The organism is Paenibacillus silviterrae (assembly GCF_030167925.1).
GTDB classification, from domain to species: Bacteria; Bacillota; Bacilli; order Paenibacillales; family NBRC-103111; genus Paenibacillus_G; species Paenibacillus_G silviterrae.
The window spans coordinates 24,362-44,152 of record NZ_JASKUT010000004.1 but is presented as its reverse complement, the minus strand read 5'-3'; the positions used below and the strand labels follow the sequence as shown (position 1 = coordinate 44,152).

Genomic DNA, 19,791 nt, shown 5'->3' with positions numbered 1-19,791 from the left:
AGCCGAGAAAATCCATTCTTCAGCAAACCGATCGATTCCAGATGCTCCATGGAGTATTGGGTTAGCGGCGTCTGCTCCGTACCCTCCTGAAGAGGAACATACTGCGTTAACGGCTCACGGGGAGATCACAACGCCGGCGGCATGCGTAGACACGTGACGCGGCATCCCCTCGACCTTCATGGCCAGCTCCAGCAGCTCGCCGGTCTTCGGATGCTTCTCGGCGAGCGATTTGAGCTCAGGACTTACTTTGAGCGCATCGGCGAGCGTCATTCCGAGCTGATTCGGGATGAGCTTTGCCGCGCGGTCCACCTCGTTATAGGGAACGCTCAGCACGCGGCCGACATCGCGCACCCGCGGCCTTCGCCGCCATCGTACCGAAGGTGACGATCTGCGCCACACGGTCCGCGGCCGTATTTCTTCACAACGTAGTCGAGGACCTCATCGCGTCGAAGAATCGCTGAAGTCAATGTCGATATCCGGCATCGTGACCCGCTCCGGATTGAGGAAGCGCTCGAAGAGCAGCTCGTAACGGATCGGATCCACATCGGTTATTCGGAGAACGTAGGCTACGAGACTTCCGGCAGAGGAACCTCTGCCGGGGCCGACCATGATGCCGTTCTCTTTGGCAAAGCGGATGAAGTCCCACACAGAATTAGAAAATAATCGGAGTACCCCATACGCTCGATAACTCCAAGCTCATAAGTCAAGCGATCCTCAATGCTTCTTCGCCAGCCTGCATCCTCCCACTCTTGCGACAAGCCGTAGCGCTGCTGAAGGGCCAACCTGGCACAGCTCGGCAAGGTATTCGCCTGCTGTCCGCCCTTCGGGAATCGGCTCGAATTGAGGCAGGATCGAGCGGCCGAACTCCAGCTCCAGCTCGCATTGTTCCGCAATGGCTGCTGTATTGGCCAAGGCCTCCGGCACATGAGCGAATGCACGGCTCATCTCCTCCCCGCTCTTAAGATAGAGCTGGCTGGTGGAGAACCGAAGCCGGTCCTGATCCTCAACGGTTTTCCCCGTGCCAATGCAAATCAATTATATCCTGCACGGCGTGCTCCGGCTCCGCACGTAATGCACGTCGTTCGTTACTACCAACTGGATGCCCGTCTCGCGGCTCAGCTTCAGCATCTCGGGCATGACTTTCCTTTGCTCCAGCAATCCGTGGTCCTGCAGCTCAAGATAGAAGTCCGCGCCGAAAATACCGCGGTAACCTGAGTGCCGCCGCCTTCGCCTCCTCATAACGCCCGTGCAGAAGATGCTGGGACACCTCGCTGCCGAGACAAGCGCTGGTGCAAATCAAGCCCTCGGAGTAAGCGGCCAAATGCTCAAGGGTCGATGCGGGGCTTATAGTGGAAGCCCTCCAGGTGAGCGATCGATACCAGCTTCATCAGGTTACGGTAACCCGTCAAATTTTTGGCAAGCAGCAGCAAATGGTAGATGGGCTGCTCCTGTCTCGCGGCCTTCTGCTTGATCGAGCCGGCGGTAAAATACATCTCGCACCCAAGGATAGGCTTAATTCCGTGCTGCTTGCACGCTTTATAGAAAGGAATCGCTCCGTACATCACACCGTGATCGGTAAGCGCCAGCGCCTTCATCCCGAGCTTCGCCGCCTGTTCGACCATATCGTCGATCCGCGCCGCCCCGTCGAGCAAGCTGTACTCGCTATGTACATGCAAATGGACAAACCCGCTCAAATCGCTTCGCCTCCGTTTCTCGAAAGAAAAAAATGTTTTCTCTTAATTTTAGCATAATGCGAACAAGTGTGCCATAGATTAGGACAAGAGGGATGGGTCAAGCCAAGGCTTGTCATACGGGAAAGGATGAGCAGTCGTATGGTTATGTTTTTATCCAGATGTTTGTTGGATTTTTTCGTTGCGTTCGGGGTGGTGCTGGGGGGAACGATGCTGGCGGGCATTTGTGCCGTTCTGACGCTGGATCCGCCGATCAACCGGATGTCCCTGGTCGCCGAACAGATTAAAATATGGGCTATGGTCGCTGCGATTGGCGGCACGATCGATCCGATTCGGGCGATTGAAACCAATTTTGCTCTTGGCAATATTTCCCCTGCAATTAAGCAAATTTTGTACATCGTCTGCGCTTCACAGGGGCTCATGTAGGAACGATGCTGATCCAGTGGATCTGCAAGGGAGGCGCAAATGGATGAGGGTGCCCCGCTTTGACCTGTTCACCGCCTACCTGCGCGCCTTCGGCCTCGTCATTTCCGGTAGATCATCGGGCTGCATTTTTTTATGTCGGTGTACAGCCACAACATGAATCTCATCATTACGGAGAATAGGGAGCTGCTGTCGGATAACGAGAAGCTTATGGAGGAGACGGCTACACTGCGCAAATCTAAGAATCAGCAAACCACGATTAATCTCTGAATATTATCGAAGTGAGCACCAGCAGCCCGCAGCCTCCTTTAGATAAAGTTACGGAAAGCGAGCTGAGAAGCGCCGTATTCACAAGGAGTTCGGCAAGGTCGTGATCGGCACGAAGATTTCCTCATTACGTCGACTCGAAGGACTTGTACGAGGAAATCCTCACGGAGAGACGTTCTCAGGGCGTCATGGAGAAGGATTATATCGTTACCGTCAAAACCATGCTGCTGGTCGGTACAGAGCTTCGCGTCTGGGTTACCGCAAAAGAATGGGAAGCGCCTCCCCTCGTCATGATTCGAAGGGACAGGATTGCTTTTTTTCCGCGTTATGGGTAGAGTTAAGCTGCGCCTTCGTAAGGTGCCTTTATATTCAAGCTCATAAAGGAAGTGCATTAGCCAATGCTGATCGTTCAAGCGGTGCTCAGCACCTTGATTCTTGTCACGCTGATCTTCACTGTATACTACAGCCTTCGGTACCGCCGGGAGCAGGACCCGAAGCTTCGCGGCATTTATTCCTCCCGGATGAACATCGCCATGGGCCTGATGCTTGTCATCATTGCCGTCAGCCAGCTGTTCTTCTTTACGGATTCGGTAACACTGCGCATTTTCGGTGTGGTTTGCTTTATCCTGGGCGCGTTCAACTTCTTCGTCGGAATTCGGAACCACTCTTTATTTAACCGGTAGGACCTTGGAACCGTCAGGCTTCAGCCTGCGCGGTTCTTTTCGTTTAGCGAATGCCGGGCCTTAGTTAGCGTTTCATCGCCATTAACGTCCGCGGGGAGGCTATTCTGCAAATTACCGGCTATTTCGAGGGAATAACGTCCCCCAAGGCCGCTATTCGTATGTATCCCGGTAAATTCCCTGCGTTCCAGACCATTAACGCCGAGAATGGCGCTCGCCTTAACACAAAAAAAAACGGAGTCCTCCCTAGGGGCTCCGTTTCTATTGCAATCAATATAATTTCATGATATCATTGATCTCGATTCATTTTTAAGAAAGATTAACAAGATCAGTTTTCCTCAATATTATCATAACACATCGAAACCCTGTTGTCAAACCCCTCTTCACAAAAAATCTTTCATGAAAAGGAGCTGTGCTATGAGCCGCGTATCAGAGCAAGCATGGGTTGAGGAGCAGCACCGTATTACTGCCGTGAGAAATGAAATTCAGGAGCGGGCCGAAACGCTGCAGGAGCAAATCAGCGGCATAAGAGAAGACATCGTCGGCTTCCGCAAGCATTTCTGGGATGACGTAACAGTGAACGTCGAGGGTCTTGAGGAAATGGTCGAAACGATGGCAAGCCTGAAGCAGCAGGCGGAGGTCATCTCGGACCGTGAACGGCGCATCGTCAGCAGCAGTCGCAGCTGAAAAAGCTCAGCGGCTTCTGCAATCGCCATATTTCGGGCGCATCGACTTTCAGGAGGACGGAGAGCCGCGAAGCGAGGCTATTTATGTCGGCGTGGGCTCGCTGCTCAATCAGGAAGGAGATCAGTTTCTCATCTACGACTGGCGCGCCCGGTCTCCAGCTTGTATTACGATTATCCTCCGGGCCCGGCACAATACGATACTCCCGGCGGCACCATCACAGGCAGCATGGAGCTGAAGCGTCAATTCATCATTCGCGACAATGAGCTCCGCAGCTTGTTCGATACGAGTTAACCATCGGCGACGAGCTGCTTCAGGAGGTGCTGGGAAAGCAGGCCGACCCGCAGATGCGCAGCATCGTGGCTACGATCCAGAAGGAGCAGAACCGGCTCATCCGCAACGTAGGCAGCCGCTTGCTTGTCGTTCAGGGAGCAGCCGGAAGCGGAAAAACGTCTGCCGCCCTGCAGCGGGTAGCTTACTTGCTCTATCGTTTCGTGAAACGCTGAGGGCCGATCAGATCGTTCTCTTCTCGCCGAACTCCATGTTCAACAGCTATGTTTCCACCGTGGCTCCCCGAGCTGGGCGAGGAGAACATGCAGCAAACGACGTTTCAGGAATATCTGGAGCACCGGTTAGGGCATGAATTCAATCAGGAGGAACCCGCAGCTCAAATGGAATACACCTTGACTTCCATGCACGAGCCCGGTTACGCGGCGCGGCTTGAGGGCATTCGGTTCAAAGCTTCCACCGATTACCTGCACGCTCTGGATGCTTATGTGGTTACCTTAGGCCGGCAAGGCCTTCCGTTTCAGGATATCCGGTTTCGCGAGGACGTGCTGTTCTCCGCACAAAGTCTGCAGAAGCGGTTCTACGAGCTGGATCAAGGGCTGCCCATTCCCGAATCGTCTAAGGCTGCTCCGGGATGCCTTGCTGAAGGAGCTGATTCCAATCGCCCGCGCGGAGCGCTTAAAGCCCTTGGTTGAGGACGAGATAGACTTGCTGGATACCGAGGCTTACTTAAAGGCCTACCAGGAGCTGCAGCGCAAGAAGCTTCCTTCGGAGGATACGTTCGATGATTTCGATCGGGAGAAGCATATTCTCGCCACGATGCTGGTTCGGGAGCAGATGGAGCCGGTGCGTGCGGAAATCAAGCGCCTTAGTTTCCTTGACGTGCCGTCGGCCTACAGACAGTTCTTCACCGATCCAAAGGTAGCGGCAGCATGCGTAGCTTCCTCCCTGCCGAAGCAATGGGCGGACATCTGCAGCCAAACAAGTGAGCACCTGGATCAAGGCTATCTCGCCTACGAGGACACCACCCCGTACTTATACCTCCGCGAGCGCCTGGAAGGCACTCAAGTGAATACGGGGATTCGCCATGTGTTCGTCGATGAGGGGCAGGACTATTCGCCGTTTCATACCATTACTTGAAGGGCTTGTTTCCCAGAAGTAAAATGACGGTGCTTGGTGACTTTAATCAAGCGATCTACGCCCATACCGCGGGCGGCAGCAGCCTGGAATTCCTGCCGGAGCTGTATGGCGCCGAGCAAACCGAAACGATGATCCTAACGCGGACATACCGCTCGACCCGTCAGATTGTCGAGTTACGAAGCCCTTGCTTCCGGCTGGGGCTCTCATAGAGCCGTTTCATCGGGAAGGTCCCAAGCCGACTCTGACGAAGGCTGCAGACCCTATCGATTTGGCAAAAGGCATTGGGGATCGTCTCCGGCAGTTGAAGTCGGCCGGGCATCCTACGATTGCGGTCATTTGCAAAACGGCGGAGGAAAGCGAGAAAGCCCACCGGGCGCTCAGCGGGCATCTAGACGGTCTTGCCTTGATCCGCAGGAAACGACCTCCTATGAGGCGGGTGGTGCTCGTGATTCCTTCTTACTTGGCCAAAGGTGTGGAATTCGACGCCGTCATCGTATTTGACGCCTCGGCTAAGCAATACGGCAGAGAAAGCGAGCGCAAGCTTTTCTATACTGTTTGCACCCGCGCGATGCATGAGCTTCATTTATTCTATACCGGGGAACGAACGCCGCTGCTTGGGGGAGTCAGCGAGGAGCTTTATACGGCTACCCCTGCTCAATGACCTGAGCGGTTAACATCGCTTTGGCGACAAGCGCGCTGCCGTGATAAATTTCCACGTCGATTTTCCCGAACTTGCGGCTGACTTCAATCATCTTCGGACGAATTTCAATTTCACTGTCGATTTGACCGGCTTGACAAAGTACGAGGACATATTGTCCATCACGAGATCGCCCTTCTTCACGTCAAGCACGGCGTGGTAAGCCGCTTGCGACATAAGCACGGTCAGCACCCCTTCGGACACCGTACCGAGCCGGTTCGTCATCTGCGGCGTAATCGAGCCGCGGAAGACGAGCTGGCCGTTCTTGTCCTTGCCCTCCTGAAAGCCGGACCAAATCAGGTCCTCGAATGTCTCCCCGTGCTGCGGCTGGCGCTGGGTGTGCTGCATCGCCTTCAACACATCCTTGCGGCTGATCACGCCTACTACCCTACGGCCAAGGTCGATGATCGGCAGCAGCTCGATGCCCTCCCACACCATCATGTGGGCCGCCGAAGCTACCGAGGTGCTCGGCGCAGCCGTGACAGGGCTCCGCGTCATCAGCTTGTCGATCGTCTGCTGCGGCTCCGCACCGATGAAGTCCATTGGACGTAATCATTCCGATGACCCGGTTCCATTCATCCACTACAGGGAAGCGGCTGTGTCCCCGTCTCTTCATGCAGCCGCTGCCAGTCCCTCAGCGTCTGATTCCCCTTAAGCACGTACACCTGCATCCCTTTCGGGATAATATCCTCAATCAGCAAAATCTTCTTCTTGATCAGCCGGTCATAGATGCCCGGTTAATCATCGAGGCGACGGTAAACGTATCATAGCTGCTTGATATGATCGGAAGCTCCAGCTGGTCCGCCAGCTGCTTGACCTCCTCCGATGTCCCGAAGCCCCCGGTGATCAGTACGCCGGCCCCTGCTCCACGCGTCGTACATGCGCTTTATAGCGGTTACCTACAATTAACAGGCTGCCCGGATCGATATAGGCGCATCATCGCTTCCTGCTCCATCGCGCCGATAACGAATTTATGCAGCGTTTTGTTCAAACCGCCGCTCCCGCCCAGCACCTCGCCGTCCACCATATTGACGACCTCCGCGAAGGTTAACTTATCCAGCTGGTCGCGCAGCTTCTTCTCAACCCGTACGGTTCCGACCCGCTCCTTAGTAGCCACAAGCCCGATCGTATCGCCTCTTTAATAGCACGGTATGCCGTACCCTCGCTGACATCCAGCTGTTCGGCGATTTTCCGGACGGAGATTTTGGTGCCGATCTTTAAGCTTTCTATATATTTAATGATCTGCTCGTGCTTCGTCGCCGCCTCAGGTACACCGGAAACCTCCATCTGTTATACCTCTCCCCATTGATCTGTCACACTCTGTATTACCCATTATAGGCGATTTTACAAAAAATGAATAGACTGACAGCTCTATACCTGTTTGTGCTGCATAGGATGGAAATAGCCATTTGTGCTTATAGAATGTTAAGGAGTGAGAACACATGTCCATGAATCCGTTACAGCCGGTCGGAGCCGCGGCCGGAGCCGGCGCTTTACAGCCGATTTACCAGTTGGACCCCGAAACGGCAGGTGCTATGAAAAAGTGCAGGGAGCGCCTCCATTCCATTTGCAGCCAGCACATGAACCGCCCTGTCCGCGTCCAAACGGTGCACGGCCAGACGCATGACGGCTATATCGTGCATATTGACAGCGACTTCATCTACCTCCAAATCATGCCGGGACACAGCCGCGCCTTCCTTCCTTCGGCGGCTTTGGGCCGCACGGAGGCTTCGGGTCTCCGGCATTCAATCCCTATTATAACAATGTGGTTTTGCCGCTCGCTCTGTTTAATCTTCTCGCCGTCAGTCTGCTGTGGTAGTTTCTTGTCATGCCAAAAAGCCTGCCCGCTCTCCCATTCGGAAAGCAGGCAGGCTTTTCCATACCCCAGGCCATTTATTTTTTGAACTGCATAACCTTCCTGCGGCCCTGCAGCATTTGCTCCAGCTGCCATCGCTTCATCTTCTTCACCTTCAGCAGCTCCCGCGAGTCTCCTCCTCCACGCCCAGCAGCTCGTGAAGATGCGCAGCTACGATCAAGAGCGCCATCGCAAGCCAAACGAAGCCGAACACCGACTCGGGCGCCAAGCCGTCGCTTAAACTTAACCGCGGAACGGCAAAGATGACCATTCCTAGAGTTAAGCCCATATAAACGAGATTACGTATCCCTTTCATCGTCCTTGTCTCCCCTCCCCAGAACAACTTGTACGCTTCATTCTATGAGGCAAGGGGACGGATTATCACCGAAAAAAAGGACAGGCTACGCTTTGGCCGGCTGCGGCTTCGTTTTTTTTCTCCAAAGAGACATGAATTGGCCGTAGGCAGCGACCAGAATCCAAGGGACAAACAAGGTCGCGACAAAGCCGCCGAGTGTATACGCATGGTATAGCAGAATGTCGCCGGTCGCCCGCTCCACCTGGGTATGCCAATACGTAAGGACCGCCGGATGCACCAAATAAATACCGAATGAGACCGCTCCGAGCCGGATGAGCCATTGCGCAGCGCTGTTCCACTTGTTCAACAGCCTCTCCCGAGCCAGATGAAGCTCATCGCCACAAAGATCGCATACGAGTGAAACATGACTTCATACCAGACGCCGTTTAACGGACAAGCTTGTATTGCTCCAATAGAATGGACCCGGCGAACGACGCCCCGATGATCAACGATAGCGGCAGCACCCAGCGGATGTGCTTCCGCAGCCATTCGATGAACGGCTGGTAATACAGCCCGATCTGCCCGCCCACCGCAAATACCGCGAAATACGTCACAGCCAGAGAAGGAACATGCTCTACAGGCGACACATACCGGTTGTAGCAATAGAAGACGGCCTGAACAAGCAGCCCGAACAAAACAGACTTCGGCGAAACCAAAACCATTTCCGGCACAGGGTCATCAGCAGCGGAACAATAGGTAAAACTGCACGATAATCGTCATGAAATACAAGTGATACGAGGCATCCGCCCCTCGGCAGTAAATCCAGAAAGGCGCGCCAGTCGAAATGCAGAGTGTTCCTTGAAAAATCCATTGGTTGTACAGGTAATAAAACAAGGACCATACTAGATAGGAATAACGACCTGCTTTACTCTTCTGAGGTAAAAGGTGACTCCCTGCTTGGCGCCCCAATCGTTCGAGTAGCGATAGAACAGGACGACGCCGCTTAATAAAATAAAAACGGGTACGGCAAAGTTGCACAGCTTGTTGACTGCTAGGTAGACCGCCTGCGCCGTGCTGCCGACCGGGAAGCTCACGGTAGCCTCCGAGGTGGCATGAATCGCTACCACCGCTAAGATGGGCAATCGCTCTCACGATATCCAGCTCATGGAGCTTGGGGAGTGATTTCTTTTTTGCAGGGGGAGGTACGGTTTCCGTCAAATGTTGTCGACTCTTTGTCGAAGAAATGCTATTAAGCATTGTAACATATTGGGTGTAACAGCCTACTCCATCGAGTTATCACTTATATTTACGCATATATACTTATTACACTTAAAAACACTTGCCTTAATGCATTACTTTCACTTACAATGAAAGAAAATCAAATTCCCCGAGGAGAGCGTCATGTACCAAGAAGAAAGGTTTATCGGTATTATGCAGCACTTGCAGCACAAGGGCCGCATCAGCACGGATGAGATTGCGAGCTGTTCGAGGTATCCCCGGGGATACCGCCAGACGGGATATTGTTAAGCTGGAAGAGCAAGGCCGCATCCTGCGAACTCGCGGCGGCGCGATTCTTCCCACCTTGATGAAGGATGTCGTCGATTATCATACAAGGCTCCATCTGGAAAGCACCGGCAAGCACGCCATCGGCGCATGCGCCGCCTCTTTGGTTCAGGAGGGAGACTACTTGTTCATGGACGCCTCTACGACTGTGCTTCAGGCGGCGGAGTGCCTGAGGAACGTCGCAGCACGTTGTCGTAACCAATTCGATGGACATTGCCGGTACGCTGTCGGCGAGGAACGGCGTTACCGTGCATTTGCTCGGCGGCGTCGTACATCCCAAGCACCGCTTCATCGCCGGCTCGAGAACGATCGATATGCTGCGCGATTATCACGCAGATAAGCTTCTGCTTGGCACCGCCGCCTTGTCCGCCGAAGGTCTCTCTAATCCCTATGAGGACGAAGGCCATGTCCATCGTGAAATGGTCGAGCGGGCGGATCAGGTAATTATTCTCGTGGATCATTCCAAGTTCGGGCAGCGTACCTTTTACGCGGGTTGCAGGTCTTGAGCAAATTGATATCATCATCACGGACCGGCGTCCGGAGGAACGATTCGCCGAGCTGCTGACAAGCACGGCATTCATCTGATCGTCGCCGCAGAAGAAGGGGAAAAAACTTATGATTAAACTGATTGTCAGCGATTTGGACGGTACCTTGATCCATCATCATTCCTCGATCCGAGAGGAGGATGTGAAGGGGCTTCACGCTATGTTGGAGGAGGGTGTCGCCGTAGCCTTCGCCTCAGGCCGCATGTATCCCGAAATCGATACGGTCATGAAGGAAATCGACCGGAGGGTTCATTCCATTTCCCAAAACGGAGCCTATGTCCACACTTCGGACGGGACACTGCTTTCGCATCACGCCTTCGAGCGGGGAGCTGCTCCTGGAGCTGGCCGGAGCTGCGGAGGGCATGCCTTCCTGACCATGCTCTGCGGACCGGACAGCTACTTCGTCGAGCGGATGAATGAGCATGCCCGCATCATCGGAGCAAGGCTGATGGCGCCTTTTCACGAGATTCCCCATGCGAGGGAGCTCCTGGGACGCGAAGTGATGTGCGGCAAAATGTCCTTTTTCGGCGATGTGGAGCGCCTTCGGAGCTTGCAGGAAAAGCTGCTCGGACAGTATGGCGAACGGATTGACGCCTACATTTCCGATATCGACTGCATGGATGTTATGCCGCGGGGCGTTTCGAAGGGCACCGGTCTGCATGCGCTGCTGAAGAAGCTCGATGTGCTGCCGGAGGAGACCGTATGCATCGGAGATTCGTTCAACGATCTCGCGATGTTCTCGGGAGACGCCGCACAGCTTCGCTATGGGCGGCGCCCATCCGGAGGTACGTGCAAAGGCGAAGCATACCGCTGCGTATGTAGCGGATGTGATTGCCTGGGTCAGGGCCTATAATTTACGAGAAGCCGGTGTATAAACGCCGGCTTTTTTTGTTGTTTCCCCTCCCTTCGGCGACGCCGGACAGCCTGCCGCAGCACCTTCCCATCGGGCCTATGAACACTGTACTTTTCGGCATGGTCCATTCACCAAGGTGTAGATGCCCTCATATGATGACAGTAGCTCGTTACTTGGTAGATGTATGTTGTGCTGGAAGGAGGTCCGCAATGAAAAGAACGAAGGGTAAAGATTCATGTCAGCGCCAGCCTTTCACCGGACGGCTCCGTTGTTATGCTCAGCGATTCTCTCGTGAAGAAATGGAAGCTTTCGCAGAACCCATCCGTCTCCCTTTGCTTTGGGTCCGCCAAACAAAGAGGTAAAGGTCATCCCTGTCACTCAAGCGGAATGCTGCGGCTCAGTGACACCCTCGCTGCCAAATGGGGCGTGAAACACGGCGATTCCTTGTGTCTGCAATATAAATCCGCCTCGGGTTCCCTTCATCTGGGACCGTTAATCGGAGTCATGGTCAGCCGCGCCAACGCCAGTGCGGGTGATAAGCTGTTCGGTACAACGACCGCCTTCTGCCACGAAATGACGGAAGCATGCAAAATCTACGGTGCCGCCGTCCTTCTTCTGCACACCGGAGGACCTGAAGACGGCAGGCGATACCGTCAAGGGCTGGCATTACGCGGCCGCTGGATTCGCTCTACCTTTCCTGTACCCCATGTACTGTACAATCGTCTTACCTCTCGCCGCTACGAAAATTACCCCCACGTCCAGCAGTTTGTAAGCCAGGCCCCGAAGCAAGCACCGCACCATCATGTTTAATGAGAATATCTCAATAAAAGCGAGGTCTTCGATGCGCTGCGCAAGGAAGCCGGACTCCAGACGTACTTGCCGGAATCCCATCTGCTTCGTAATTTTGCCACGCTGAAATCCATGTGCAGCAAATACGCCTCCGTCTTTCTTAAGCCTATCACGGGCAGCTTGGGTAAAGGCATCATTCGCATCCGCCGCTCCGAGGGCGGAACGTATATCGCCCATTTCACCGGCCTGAACGGTACCCGAAAGCAGGTGTACCGCAGCCTGACCCAGCTGTACTCGGCCATCTCGGGCAAGGTGAAGACCGGGCGGCACCAGATCCAGCAAGGCCTGAACCTGATCCAGGCGGGCGACCGCCCCATCGATTTCCGGGCGCTCGTGCAACGGGATGATACCGGATCATGGACCGTCACCTCCATCGTCGGACGGATTGCAGGGGCCAACCACCAGTTCGTCTCCAACCTGGCCCGGGGCGGAACGCTCTGCACGTCAGGGAGGCGCTGGCCCGCGCCGGTGCCTCCGCTTCCGGGCCGCCAGGCTGAAGCGCGCCGCCCTACAGATTGCGAAGGGCATTGAGACGCAGGTGGAGGGACATTTTGCCGAGCTGGGGGGTCGACCTCGCCTTGGATACCTCCGGGCGGGTGTGTGGCTGCTCGAGGTGAACTCGAAGCCGTCGAAGGATGACAATACCCCGCTGAATGCGGAGCGAAAGATCCGCCCGTCCGTGAAGACGGTCGTACAGTATGCTCGCCATGCGGCGAAGTTCTAAATCAAAGACCGGGGCCAAGGGGGATGCTTCTGCCTTCCAGGCCGCGGCAACTGCCGAAGCAGGAAGGTGAAACGCATGATGATTACCATGCTGGAGCGAACGAACGGACGCACCTTGGGCATCATGACGACACGTACCGAAGGAGACGTCCCTTTTACGAACGCGGGTTCTACCGCCGCTTGATTGTGTGCGGTCGGCGCTACGGGCTGACCGTGTTTGTTTTCTCACCGGAGGACATCGATGGTCTCTCTCCCGAGTCACCGGTTACGTTTATGAACCGTCGCTGAAGCAGTGGGTCAGCCGGTGGTTTCCTCTGCCGGATGCGGTGTACGATCGATGCTTCTTCTCCACCCGCAAGGAATATGCCAATTACCGTACGGCTCTGCGCCGCCTCCCTGGAACAGCAGCCGGTCCGGCTGCTCGGCTACGGCCTCAAGGGCAAGTGGGAGGTGCAGCAGCTTCTCCAGCGGGAGGAACGGCTCCGGCCTTTCCTTCCGCCCACGGAGGAGCTGCGGCAGCAGCCGCACGATGCTGGAGTGGCTGAAACGCCGCGACGCCATCGTGCTGAAGCCACAGGGGCGGCTCGCAGGGACGCGGCGTGCTGCTCGTGCGCCGCGAAAGCGCCGGGATGGCCCGCGTCAGCGCTGCCCGCCCGTCACGGAGAATACGGCCGAGGCGGCCTTCTCCGTGCGCGGCCGCGACGCGCGCAACCGGCGCGTCGCGCACGGCTTCGGCGACGCCGCAGCGCTGCTGCGCTGGCTGCGCCGCTTCACGGGGCGGCGCAGCTATCTCGTGCAGCCGTACCTGCAGCTGCACGATGCCAGCGGCGATGCGTACGACGTACGCTCGCTGGTGCAGAAGGACGGCGCCGGTCGCTGGCAGCTGACCGGCATGGCCGTCCGGCAAGGTCAGGGCGGCAGCCTGACCTCGAATCTGCACGGCGGCGGCAAAGCGGAGGCCGCCGGGCCTTCCTGGCCCGCGTGTTCGGGCCGGAGAAGGCGCGTCAGCTCCAGAAGGAGCTGACGCGGCTATCCGAGCTCATCCCGGATGTGCTCGAATCCTGTCACGGGCGGCTCGTCGAGCTCGGCATCGACTTTGGTGTCGATCTCGACGGTTATATTTGGATACTGGAAGTGAACTCCAAACCCGGCCGCTCCATCTTTACTTATTTACAGGACGATAAGGCGCGTAACCGTGCGCTGAAAATCCCATTCGGTATGCCAAGTATTTACTGACGCAAACAGCGATTCCCGAAGATCGTAAACTCAGACGTTTTGGACAATCGCAAGAGCGGTGAAATAAGGCTACGCTCGAGCGGCAGCAACGGATGAGCCGGCCTTAGGCAAGGCCGCGATTCCTTACGAAGAACGCTTCGCACACGGAGCGCTAAGGAGGTTTATCATGAGTTTGACAACCTGCACGATTCACGTCACCCAGCGGCTGGAGCGAGCGGTCTTCTTGACAAGTGAGCTTGCCAGCGCCCTCAAACTGGCCAAAACGAGAAGCGTGACATTACGGCTTGGCAGCAAAAGCCTTGAGCTTAGTCTGAGACTGCTCAAGAAAACCGGCAAGCATATGTATTTGCCGGCGACTTTATATAAGCAGCTTCATATCCCGCGCCTCGGCAGCACACTCATCCAAAGCAGCGGCGGCGGCAAAGAGCTCGAGATCGGACCGCTCATCGGCATTCTGACCAGCGTCTCGAGCAGCAGCACCGCTCCCTTCGGCTCCCGCACCGAATTCATCCGCCAATTCATGCGCGTCGGCTCAGATAAGGCATATTACTTTGCCTTTTCCCAAAACCAAGTGAATTGGAACCAAGGCACGGTAACAGCAACCATTCCTCGCTCCGAGGGAGGCTGGGTCCGCAAGGTGGTTCCGCTGCCGGACGTGGTATACAACCGGCTCCCAAGCCGGAAGGCGGAGAGCTCGCTTCGATGAACGCCTTCAAAAACGTTTATCCGGCGCGGCATTCGCTGTTTAACTGGAGCTTTTTCGACAAGTGGGATGTCTACAACCTGCTAGAAGGCACCGATGCATACAAGCATGTGCCGGATTCCCGAATCAATCCCTCCGCGTCGGATATTAGAGAAATGCTCGAGAAGCACAAGTTCATTTATTTAAAACCGACCGGTGGCAGTCTCGGCATCGGCATATACCGGCTGACGTACAATCCGAAACGCGGGTACTATGCCGTTTCCGCCGCAGCGGCCGCAATGTGCTGCTTCGCTTCGCCAAATTCGACGGGCTGATGAGGCTGCTGACCCGCCAAAACGCCGCTTAAACCATTATGTGGCGCAGCAAGGCATCCGCTTGATCGAGATTGACAACTGTCCGATTGACTTCCGCTTCCATATGACCAAAATTCGAACGACCAATGGATCGTTGCAGCGATCGGCGCCAAAAAGGCGGGTAAAGGCAGCGTAACAACCCATGTTCGAACCGGAGGCCAGCTGATGACCCCCGAGCAGGTGATGCGTCAGGTCTACGGTGCACGTGGAGAGAGTGTGCTGCAAACGGCCAAGGATGCAGCCATCAAGCTTGCAGAGGCTGTAGAGAAAAATCATCGCCATACCCTGGGAGAGCTCGGCTTCGACATAGGCATCGATCAGAACGAAAGGTATGGATGTTCGAGGCCAACTCCAAGCCCGGCCGGTCGATCTTCAAACACCCGGCGCTCAAGGAACAAGGCAGAGCCTCGCTGCAGTACATTTAGACTACTGTCTCTACTTGAGCCGATTTCGGGCAAGGAGGGATTCGTGAGTGGACGCGAGCACACAGCAGAAGCCGCAGCGGCCTACGCTGGCCATTCTCACTTACTCGGATGACAAGAGAATTTTCGAGGGAAAATCAGGAAAACTTTATCGATTTAATCCGGGCTGGTCTGGAGCATCAGGTGAAGGTTTATGTGATGACCGTTCAGGATTTTAAACTTACCGGGAGCTCCGCGTTGGCTACACGTATGATTTTGCGGCAAAGCGCTGAAGAAGGGGAGCAGCCGATCCCGCATGTCATTTATAACCGGATCCCCTTCCGCAAATTCGAGCTGCTTCCCGAGGTGCAGCAGGTGATCCAAACCTGCTTGCGCCACGGACAGATTCATTTCTTCAACCCGTCCCTTCTTCAATAAATGGAATTTGTTTGAGTGGCTGACGAAATCCGGCACACGAAGGGCTTTATTCCGGTCACACACAAACTGACCTCAAGCGAAGAGCTTGATAAGCTGCTCCAGAAGCATTCCTCCCTGTATTTGAAGCCGATTCGAGGCAAAGCCGGGAAGGGGATCATGAAGGTGAGCCTAAAGCCCGGAGCTGCCGGCACCCCCTTATATGAGCTGAGCATTCAGGAAAAAACCAAGAGCCACATCTCCAGGTATACGACGCCGACTCAAGCTGTGGTCCCAGGTTCGTGAGCTTGTGGACTCCAAGGAATATATCATGCAGCAAGGGATCGATCTGTCGAGCTATAGGCAGCGCCCATTCGATCTCCGCGTGCTGGTGCAGAAGAACGGCAAAGGCTTGTGGAGCATTGCGGGCGTAGGCGCCAGACTGGCGGGAAAATCCAGCATCACTACCCATGTGCCGAGAGGCGGCTCGATCGACGACCCGGCAAAGCTGCTTGCCTCCACCTTCGGTGCGGCAGGCAGCAAGCGGATTATCGTCAGCGCCAGAAGGTCTGCCCTTCTGATTGCGAAACAGATTGAGAAGGCCAGCGGAAGCGTCCTGGGAGAAATGTCTATGGATCTTGGCGTAGATACGGATGGCCGCTTATGGTTCTTCGAAGCCAACTCCAAGCCGATGAAATTCGACGAACCCCATATCCGCAAGAAATCACTTGAAAATTTGATTCTTTACAGCGCCTTTCTATCCCGCAGGAAAAAAGTCCGCACTGCAGCCAAACCGGGTAGGACACGGATGACTACAAAACGTAATGCAAGCAGGTGACGACAGCATGCCCCTTTACCAAGTTGGTGTATTAGCGATGTATATGCAAGGAAAAAAGCTGGAGGAGCTTTCCTTCTTCCGCAAGCTCTGTGTCAACGGGCGCAAGCTTGGGCTGGAGGTGCTCGTCTTCACGCCGGATGACGTACATGAGAGCAAAGGACCTCGCATTCATGCGCTGTCGTATAATCCGGAGAAGGGGTAAGTGGGAACGCAAGTGGACTTCGTTCCCACCCATCATCTATGACCGTGCGCGGCTATCACGGGGTGAGCAATTACCGAAAGCTGAAGGCCTTCCGGGAGCGGCATACGAAGCTTCGCTACATTAGCCGACCGATGGCCAACAAATGGACGATGCATCGGATTTTGTCCGAGCACGACCAAATCAAGCCGCATATGCCGGATACGGAGAAATTCGAGGATGCGAAAAGCATTGCGAATTTCATGAAGAAGCACTCCATCGTCTACATGAAACCGATGAACGGCACCGGAGGGCGGGGCATCCTTCGTCTGCAGCGTCTTCCGGGCGGCGAGCACTGTTTGCTTCAGGGGCGTGACCCGAATCGGCGCATTCTCCTTCCGCAGAAGGTCACGCCTGAGCAAATTACGAGCCGGGTTTCCGGCTGGAAGCTGGGCCATCGGTATATTTTACAGCAGGGGATTCCTCTCCAGCTGAAGGACGGACGCGTTCACGACTTTCGGATGCTCGTTCAGAAGGACAGCACCGGGGGTGTGGCAGGTTACCGGCTGCGCCGGACGGTGTCGGACCGAAGCGCTCCCGTGACGTCCAACCTTCATGGCGGGGGCTCGGCGGCACCGATGGAAACCTTGCTGAAACGGAGATTCGGCTCGCAGGCAAAGGTAGATCAAATCAAACAAAAGCGCGTATACTCTCGGCTTGAATGTCGTGAAGCATTTGGAAGAGAAGTTCGGACGTTTATGCGAGGTCGGCATCGATTTGGCGGATTGACCCGAAGGGCCATGTGTGGCTCCTGGAAGTGAATTCCGAAGCCGTCGCGGGAAGTATTCTACCGGATCGGGGAAACGGAAACGTACCGGAGAGCGATTACACCCCGCTGGAGTATGCGCTCTGGCTGCTAAAGCAGAAGAAGCCGGCCGAAGAGAAAAAAGAGTAACCTTTACCTACAACAAACCCCCTGCCGGCCTTCATGGCCTAAGCAAGGGGTTTCGTTATTATTGTATCAGCGTTAACAGATCCTCAAACCGGTTAATGATCACATCCGCATCGTCGAGCTCTCCTTCTTTACGGAAGCCGGCGTAATCGCAGCCGATCACCTTCAAGCCGTTGGCATGCCCTGCCTCCACATCGGACGAGCGGTCGCCAACCATCCAGGCCGACTTCAGCTGATGCCGTTCGAGCAGCAATCGAACCAGATCATTCTTGGAGCGTGTTTGGTACTCTCCCGCGTTATACAACCCATCCTTCTCGAACAACGGCTCGAGGCCCTGCATGCGGATAACTCCCTTAACGTATGCTTCAAGCCCGTTACTGGCTATAAACAGCTTGATGCCCTGCTCCCGCGCAGCCTGCAGCGTGCGGGCCACACCGTCATATAACTTCCCTTCCTTGCGAGCCATCCCCTCGAGCTGGTAGTTCAACAGAAGCTCGTCCGCCCGTCGATGCACCTCGGCACCGTAATCCGGCATCACCTGCTGCCATATATGCTCAAGCAGCATTCCCCAGCGCACCGAGAATATGCTTCTCCGGCGGTGTCTCTCCTTGAAACAGGCCTTCCTTCCGCAGCTGATCAAAGGTGGCATAATACGCCGGCAGCAGCAATGTTTCCGTTTGAAACAACGTGCCGTCGAGATCGAAGATCATCGCTTCCGGCTTCGTCCATTTCCCAGTCATCGGTTCCCCTCCCGAAACACTTTTTTACGTATTATACAACCATGATTTCCCGGTAAAGTCAAACCGCACCTCGAAGGAATTAGTTGCTGTCGGGAACCCCGCGGGCTTCGTTTCATCTCAGTTTGGTGCGGAGTGCTTTTGTCCAAGTAAATTAAAAAAAGATAAAAATATATGCGGCCACGGTAACGTCAAAGATCGCACAGAGAGGCGGAAACCAGTGGATTACCTTGGTCTTGATCACTTTCGGATGGTGCAGCATATCCCATATTCCGTGCAAGGCAAATCCGATTCCAATCCACATCGGGGAAACCAATAATCCCATGGCTGCTATCGTAAAAAACAGAAGAGACATTCCAAACTCAACAGAGATCCATTGGATTCGCGAATCTGCTAAAGCAGCCCCCAAATAAACGCAGGCGGTATATCCTAAGAATAACGCGAACATTTCATAAGCGATCGGTGAATAAAACCAGTAAAAGCATCTAATGGTCAATAAGGCGAGTAAGATACCTCCAACAATTATTTTCCCTTGGTTTGACATGATACATCCTCCTAGTGTAATTTCCTATGCATATCTTAGCACTTGGAGATTACAACAAAAGCGCAAAAAATGTACCCGCTTCACGCAAATGATTGCGCCCTTCACGCAAAAAAAGGCACGCCGCCGGCATGCCTTTTCCTTCAAGCTATTTACGTAACCTTGCTTCTCTTCCTGCCTGGCAGCTTGAGGTTCACATCGTTCATCTTAACCCTGTGATCCTGTCTGCCCTGCCTCTTCGGATTAGAGGTTTTCATTTTCGAAAATAAGGAGGTTAGCAGGTAGGCCGCCTCATACAGGGTTATATAAATAAGGAAGATGATAAAGTAATTTACCCACTTGTATTTTTCGAACAAACCGAACATGACCAGTAATGGTTTGAAACCAAACCCAAATGCCAGTGCAGTTAAGACGGCATACAGGTGAAAGTTTTTCCCTCGCTTAAGGGTCCATTGATAGACGAACATGATCGCTACCGGAATTAGCGCAGCATCCAATGAAACACTGGGCAGAAACGGTATTACCTGATATGGGTATCCCCATAACCCGTAACGGATGCCGAATACATCTGTATAAGCAAAGAGCACATGAGTGGCGAACCCAAAAAATGCGATTTGGTATATCTTTGTACGATCAATAAACCTGTATACTAGAATGAGTGGGATAATAAGCATAGCCAGGATTGTCCAAAATTGCCAAGTGGTAAAATTGGAGTATAGAGACCAAATAATTAACCCCCTCACGAGTAAGCCGTTCTTGAGTCGATACTATATTATGAAAATAATCAGCTTGTGTTTGCGTCATCCTTGTGTTCCCTCCTTGTTGTCCTTAGGGTACACAATTAATAACAGTAATATTACGCTATTTCCTTACTGGTTCAATGCG

The 19,791-nt window shown here is 54.4% G+C and carries 27 protein-coding genes and 8 pseudogenes; 19 read left to right on the top strand and 16 right to left on the bottom strand.

The window, feature by feature from the left end; genetic code table 11:
* Positions 1-114: 114 nt before the first annotated feature.
* The 6 genes and pseudogenes from QMO62_RS33220 to QMO62_RS33200 form a co-directional block, all read right to left on the bottom strand.
* Positions 115-609, bottom strand: a pseudogene (locus QMO62_RS33220) (hypothetical protein).
* Positions 567-758: a hypothetical protein gene (locus QMO62_RS33215; RefSeq protein ID WP_284646857.1), complete on the bottom strand. Its 192-nt coding sequence runs from the start codon at positions 756-758 to the stop codon at positions 567-569. The pseudogene QMO62_RS33220 and the gene QMO62_RS33215 overlap by 43 nt, the downstream one beginning before the upstream one ends.
* Positions 715-1,035 carry a hypothetical protein gene (locus QMO62_RS33210; protein ID WP_284646856.1) on the bottom strand — a complete coding sequence of 107 codons (321 nt, stop codon included), beginning with the start codon at positions 1,033-1,035 and terminating at the stop codon, positions 715-717. Before QMO62_RS33210 ends, QMO62_RS33215 begins: the two co-directional genes overlap by 44 nt.
* Positions 1,036-1,239 carry a hypothetical protein gene (locus tag QMO62_RS33205; protein WP_284646855.1) on the bottom strand — a complete coding sequence of 68 codons (204 nt, stop codon included), beginning with the start codon at positions 1,237-1,239 and terminating at the stop codon, positions 1,036-1,038.
* On the bottom strand, positions 1,175-1,321 hold the full coding sequence (locus tag QMO62_RS33370; protein WP_348651760.1) for a PHP domain-containing protein: 147 nt from the start codon (positions 1,319-1,321) through the stop codon (positions 1,175-1,177). The genes QMO62_RS33205 and QMO62_RS33370 overlap by 65 nt, the downstream gene beginning before the upstream one ends.
* Positions 1,322-1,325: 4 nt before the next feature.
* Entirely contained in the window at positions 1,326-1,694 is a 369-nt protein-coding gene (locus QMO62_RS33200; RefSeq protein ID WP_284646854.1) for a PHP domain-containing protein, read from the bottom strand.
* Between the two features lie 138 nt (positions 1,695-1,832).
* Between QMO62_RS33200 and QMO62_RS33195 the strand changes: the two are divergent.
* The 4 genes and pseudogenes from QMO62_RS33195 to helD all read left to right on the top strand — a co-directional run bounded on the left by QMO62_RS33195 (position 1,833) and on the right by helD (position 5,834).
* Positions 1,833-2,164, top strand: a pseudogene (locus QMO62_RS33195) (YtrH family sporulation protein).
* Between the two features lie 405 nt (positions 2,165-2,569).
* Positions 2,570-2,716 carry a hypothetical protein gene (locus QMO62_RS33190; protein ID WP_284646853.1) on the top strand — a complete coding sequence of 49 codons (147 nt, stop codon included), beginning with the start codon at positions 2,570-2,572 and terminating at the stop codon, positions 2,714-2,716.
* 63 nt (positions 2,717-2,779) lie between these two features.
* The gene (locus QMO62_RS33185; RefSeq protein ID WP_284646852.1) at positions 2,780-3,064 is read left to right on the top strand and encodes a YtpI family protein; all 285 of its coding nucleotides are present in this window, start codon (positions 2,780-2,782) and stop codon (positions 3,062-3,064) included.
* Between the two features lie 414 nt (positions 3,065-3,478).
* Positions 3,479-5,834, top strand: a pseudogene (helD, locus tag QMO62_RS33180) (RNA polymerase recycling motor HelD).
* Here the strand turns inward: helD and QMO62_RS33175 are convergent.
* From QMO62_RS33175 to QMO62_RS33150, 6 genes and pseudogenes are all read right to left on the bottom strand, one after another.
* Positions 5,818-7,157, bottom strand: a pseudogene (locus tag QMO62_RS33175) (DRTGG domain-containing protein). The pseudogenes helD and QMO62_RS33175 overlap by 17 nt on opposite strands.
* Positions 7,158-7,363: 206 nt before the next feature.
* Complete coding sequence (locus QMO62_RS33170; RefSeq protein ID WP_284646851.1) at positions 7,364-7,615, bottom strand: hypothetical protein; 252 nt, start codon at positions 7,613-7,615, stop codon at positions 7,364-7,366.
* 225 nt (positions 7,616-7,840) lie between these two features.
* On the bottom strand, positions 7,841-8,041 hold the full coding sequence (locus QMO62_RS33165; RefSeq protein ID WP_284646850.1) for a hypothetical protein: 201 nt from the start codon (positions 8,039-8,041) through the stop codon (positions 7,841-7,843).
* An 85-nt stretch (positions 8,042-8,126) separates the two neighbouring features.
* Complete coding sequence (locus tag QMO62_RS33160; protein ID WP_284646849.1) at positions 8,127-8,387, bottom strand: acyltransferase family protein; 261 nt, start codon at positions 8,385-8,387, stop codon at positions 8,127-8,129.
* A gap of 79 nt (positions 8,388-8,466) precedes the next feature.
* Positions 8,467-8,742, bottom strand: coding sequence for a hypothetical protein (locus tag QMO62_RS33155; RefSeq protein ID WP_284646848.1), 276 nt, complete (start codon positions 8,740-8,742; stop codon positions 8,467-8,469).
* Between the two features lie 180 nt (positions 8,743-8,922).
* Positions 8,923-9,162, bottom strand: coding sequence for an acyltransferase family protein (locus QMO62_RS33150; RefSeq protein ID WP_284646847.1), 240 nt, complete (start codon positions 9,160-9,162; stop codon positions 8,923-8,925).
* A gap of 326 nt (positions 9,163-9,488) precedes the next feature.
* On the opposite strand from QMO62_RS33150, the pseudogene QMO62_RS33145 reads away from it, so the two are divergent.
* The 7 genes and pseudogenes from QMO62_RS33145 to QMO62_RS33115 form a co-directional block, all read left to right on the top strand.
* Positions 9,489-9,557 (top strand): annotated as a pseudogene (locus QMO62_RS33145) (hypothetical protein); the annotation flags it as partial.
* A 232-nt stretch (positions 9,558-9,789) separates the two neighbouring features.
* Positions 9,790-10,089 (top strand): DeoR/GlpR family DNA-binding transcription regulator, encoded by a 300-nt coding sequence (locus QMO62_RS33140; protein WP_284646846.1) that lies wholly within the window; start codon positions 9,790-9,792, stop codon positions 10,087-10,089.
* A gap of 109 nt (positions 10,090-10,198) precedes the next feature.
* Positions 10,199-10,981 (top strand): HAD hydrolase family protein, encoded by a 783-nt coding sequence (locus QMO62_RS33135; RefSeq protein ID WP_284646845.1) that lies wholly within the window; start codon positions 10,199-10,201, stop codon positions 10,979-10,981.
* A gap of 387 nt (positions 10,982-11,368) precedes the next feature.
* The gene (locus QMO62_RS33130; RefSeq protein ID WP_284646844.1) at positions 11,369-11,791 is read left to right on the top strand and encodes a hypothetical protein; all 423 of its coding nucleotides are present in this window, start codon (positions 11,369-11,371) and stop codon (positions 11,789-11,791) included.
* Between the two features lie 66 nt (positions 11,792-11,857).
* Positions 11,858-12,361, top strand: a complete 504-nt coding sequence (locus QMO62_RS33125; RefSeq protein WP_284646843.1) for a YheC/YheD family protein — start codon at positions 11,858-11,860, stop codon at positions 12,359-12,361.
* Positions 12,362-12,368: 7 nt separating this feature from the next.
* Positions 12,369-12,554 (top strand): YheC/YheD family protein, encoded by a 186-nt coding sequence (locus QMO62_RS33120; RefSeq protein ID WP_284646842.1) that lies wholly within the window; start codon positions 12,369-12,371, stop codon positions 12,552-12,554.
* 23 nt (positions 12,555-12,577) lie between these two features.
* Positions 12,578-12,841, top strand: a complete 264-nt coding sequence (locus QMO62_RS33115; protein ID WP_284646841.1) for a hypothetical protein — start codon at positions 12,578-12,580, stop codon at positions 12,839-12,841.
* Positions 12,842-12,850: 9 nt separating this feature from the next.
* On the opposite strand, the gene QMO62_RS33110 is transcribed toward QMO62_RS33115, so the two are convergent.
* On the bottom strand, positions 12,851-13,114 hold the full coding sequence (locus tag QMO62_RS33110) for a hypothetical protein (protein WP_284646840.1): 264 nt from the start codon (positions 13,112-13,114) through the stop codon (positions 12,851-12,853).
* Between QMO62_RS33110 and QMO62_RS33105 the strand changes: the two are divergent.
* From QMO62_RS33105 to QMO62_RS33075, 8 genes and pseudogenes are all read left to right on the top strand, one after another.
* A pseudogene (locus tag QMO62_RS33105) lies at positions 13,083-13,789 on the top strand (YheC/YheD family protein). The gene QMO62_RS33110 and the pseudogene QMO62_RS33105 sit on opposite strands and share 32 nt — an antisense overlap.
* Before the next feature lie 166 nt (positions 13,790-13,955).
* A pseudogene (locus QMO62_RS33095) lies at positions 13,956-15,317 on the top strand (YheC/YheD family endospore coat-associated protein).
* A gap of 61 nt (positions 15,318-15,378) precedes the next feature.
* Complete coding sequence (locus QMO62_RS33365) at positions 15,379-15,684, top strand: hypothetical protein (RefSeq protein ID WP_348651759.1); 306 nt, start codon at positions 15,379-15,381, stop codon at positions 15,682-15,684.
* A gap of 15 nt (positions 15,685-15,699) precedes the next feature.
* On the top strand, positions 15,700-15,966 hold the full coding sequence (locus QMO62_RS33360; RefSeq protein ID WP_348651758.1) for a YheC/YheD family protein: 267 nt from the start codon (positions 15,700-15,702) through the stop codon (positions 15,964-15,966).
* A gap of 4 nt (positions 15,967-15,970) precedes the next feature.
* A complete protein-coding gene (locus QMO62_RS33355; RefSeq protein ID WP_348651757.1) occupies positions 15,971-16,498 on the top strand; it encodes a YheC/YheD family protein in 528 nt (175 codons plus the stop codon).
* 7 nt (positions 16,499-16,505) lie between these two features.
* Entirely contained in the window at positions 16,506-16,700 is a 195-nt protein-coding gene (locus tag QMO62_RS33085) for a hypothetical protein (protein WP_284646837.1), read from the top strand.
* A gap of 38 nt (positions 16,701-16,738) precedes the next feature.
* Positions 16,739-17,497 carry a YheC/YheD family protein gene (locus QMO62_RS33080; RefSeq protein ID WP_284646836.1) on the top strand — a complete coding sequence of 253 codons (759 nt, stop codon included), beginning with the start codon at positions 16,739-16,741 and terminating at the stop codon, positions 17,495-17,497.
* The gene (locus tag QMO62_RS33075; RefSeq protein WP_284646835.1) at positions 17,494-17,631 is read left to right on the top strand and encodes a hypothetical protein; all 138 of its coding nucleotides are present in this window, start codon (positions 17,494-17,496) and stop codon (positions 17,629-17,631) included. The genes QMO62_RS33080 and QMO62_RS33075 overlap by 4 nt, the downstream gene beginning before the upstream one ends.
* Before the next feature lie 58 nt (positions 17,632-17,689).
* Here QMO62_RS33075 and QMO62_RS33070 read toward each other — a convergent pair.
* The 3 genes and pseudogenes from QMO62_RS33070 to QMO62_RS33060 all read right to left on the bottom strand — a co-directional run bounded on the left by QMO62_RS33070 (position 17,690) and on the right by QMO62_RS33060 (position 19,580).
* Positions 17,690-18,368: pseudogene (locus QMO62_RS33070) on the bottom strand (HAD family hydrolase).
* Between the two features lie 151 nt (positions 18,369-18,519).
* Entirely contained in the window at positions 18,520-18,909 is a 390-nt protein-coding gene (locus QMO62_RS33065; RefSeq protein WP_284641165.1) for a DUF6010 family protein, read from the bottom strand.
* Positions 18,910-19,058: 149 nt separating this feature from the next.
* Entirely contained in the window at positions 19,059-19,580 is a 522-nt protein-coding gene (locus QMO62_RS33060) for a CBO0543 family protein (protein ID WP_284646834.1), read from the bottom strand.
* Positions 19,581-19,791 lie beyond the last annotated feature (211 nt).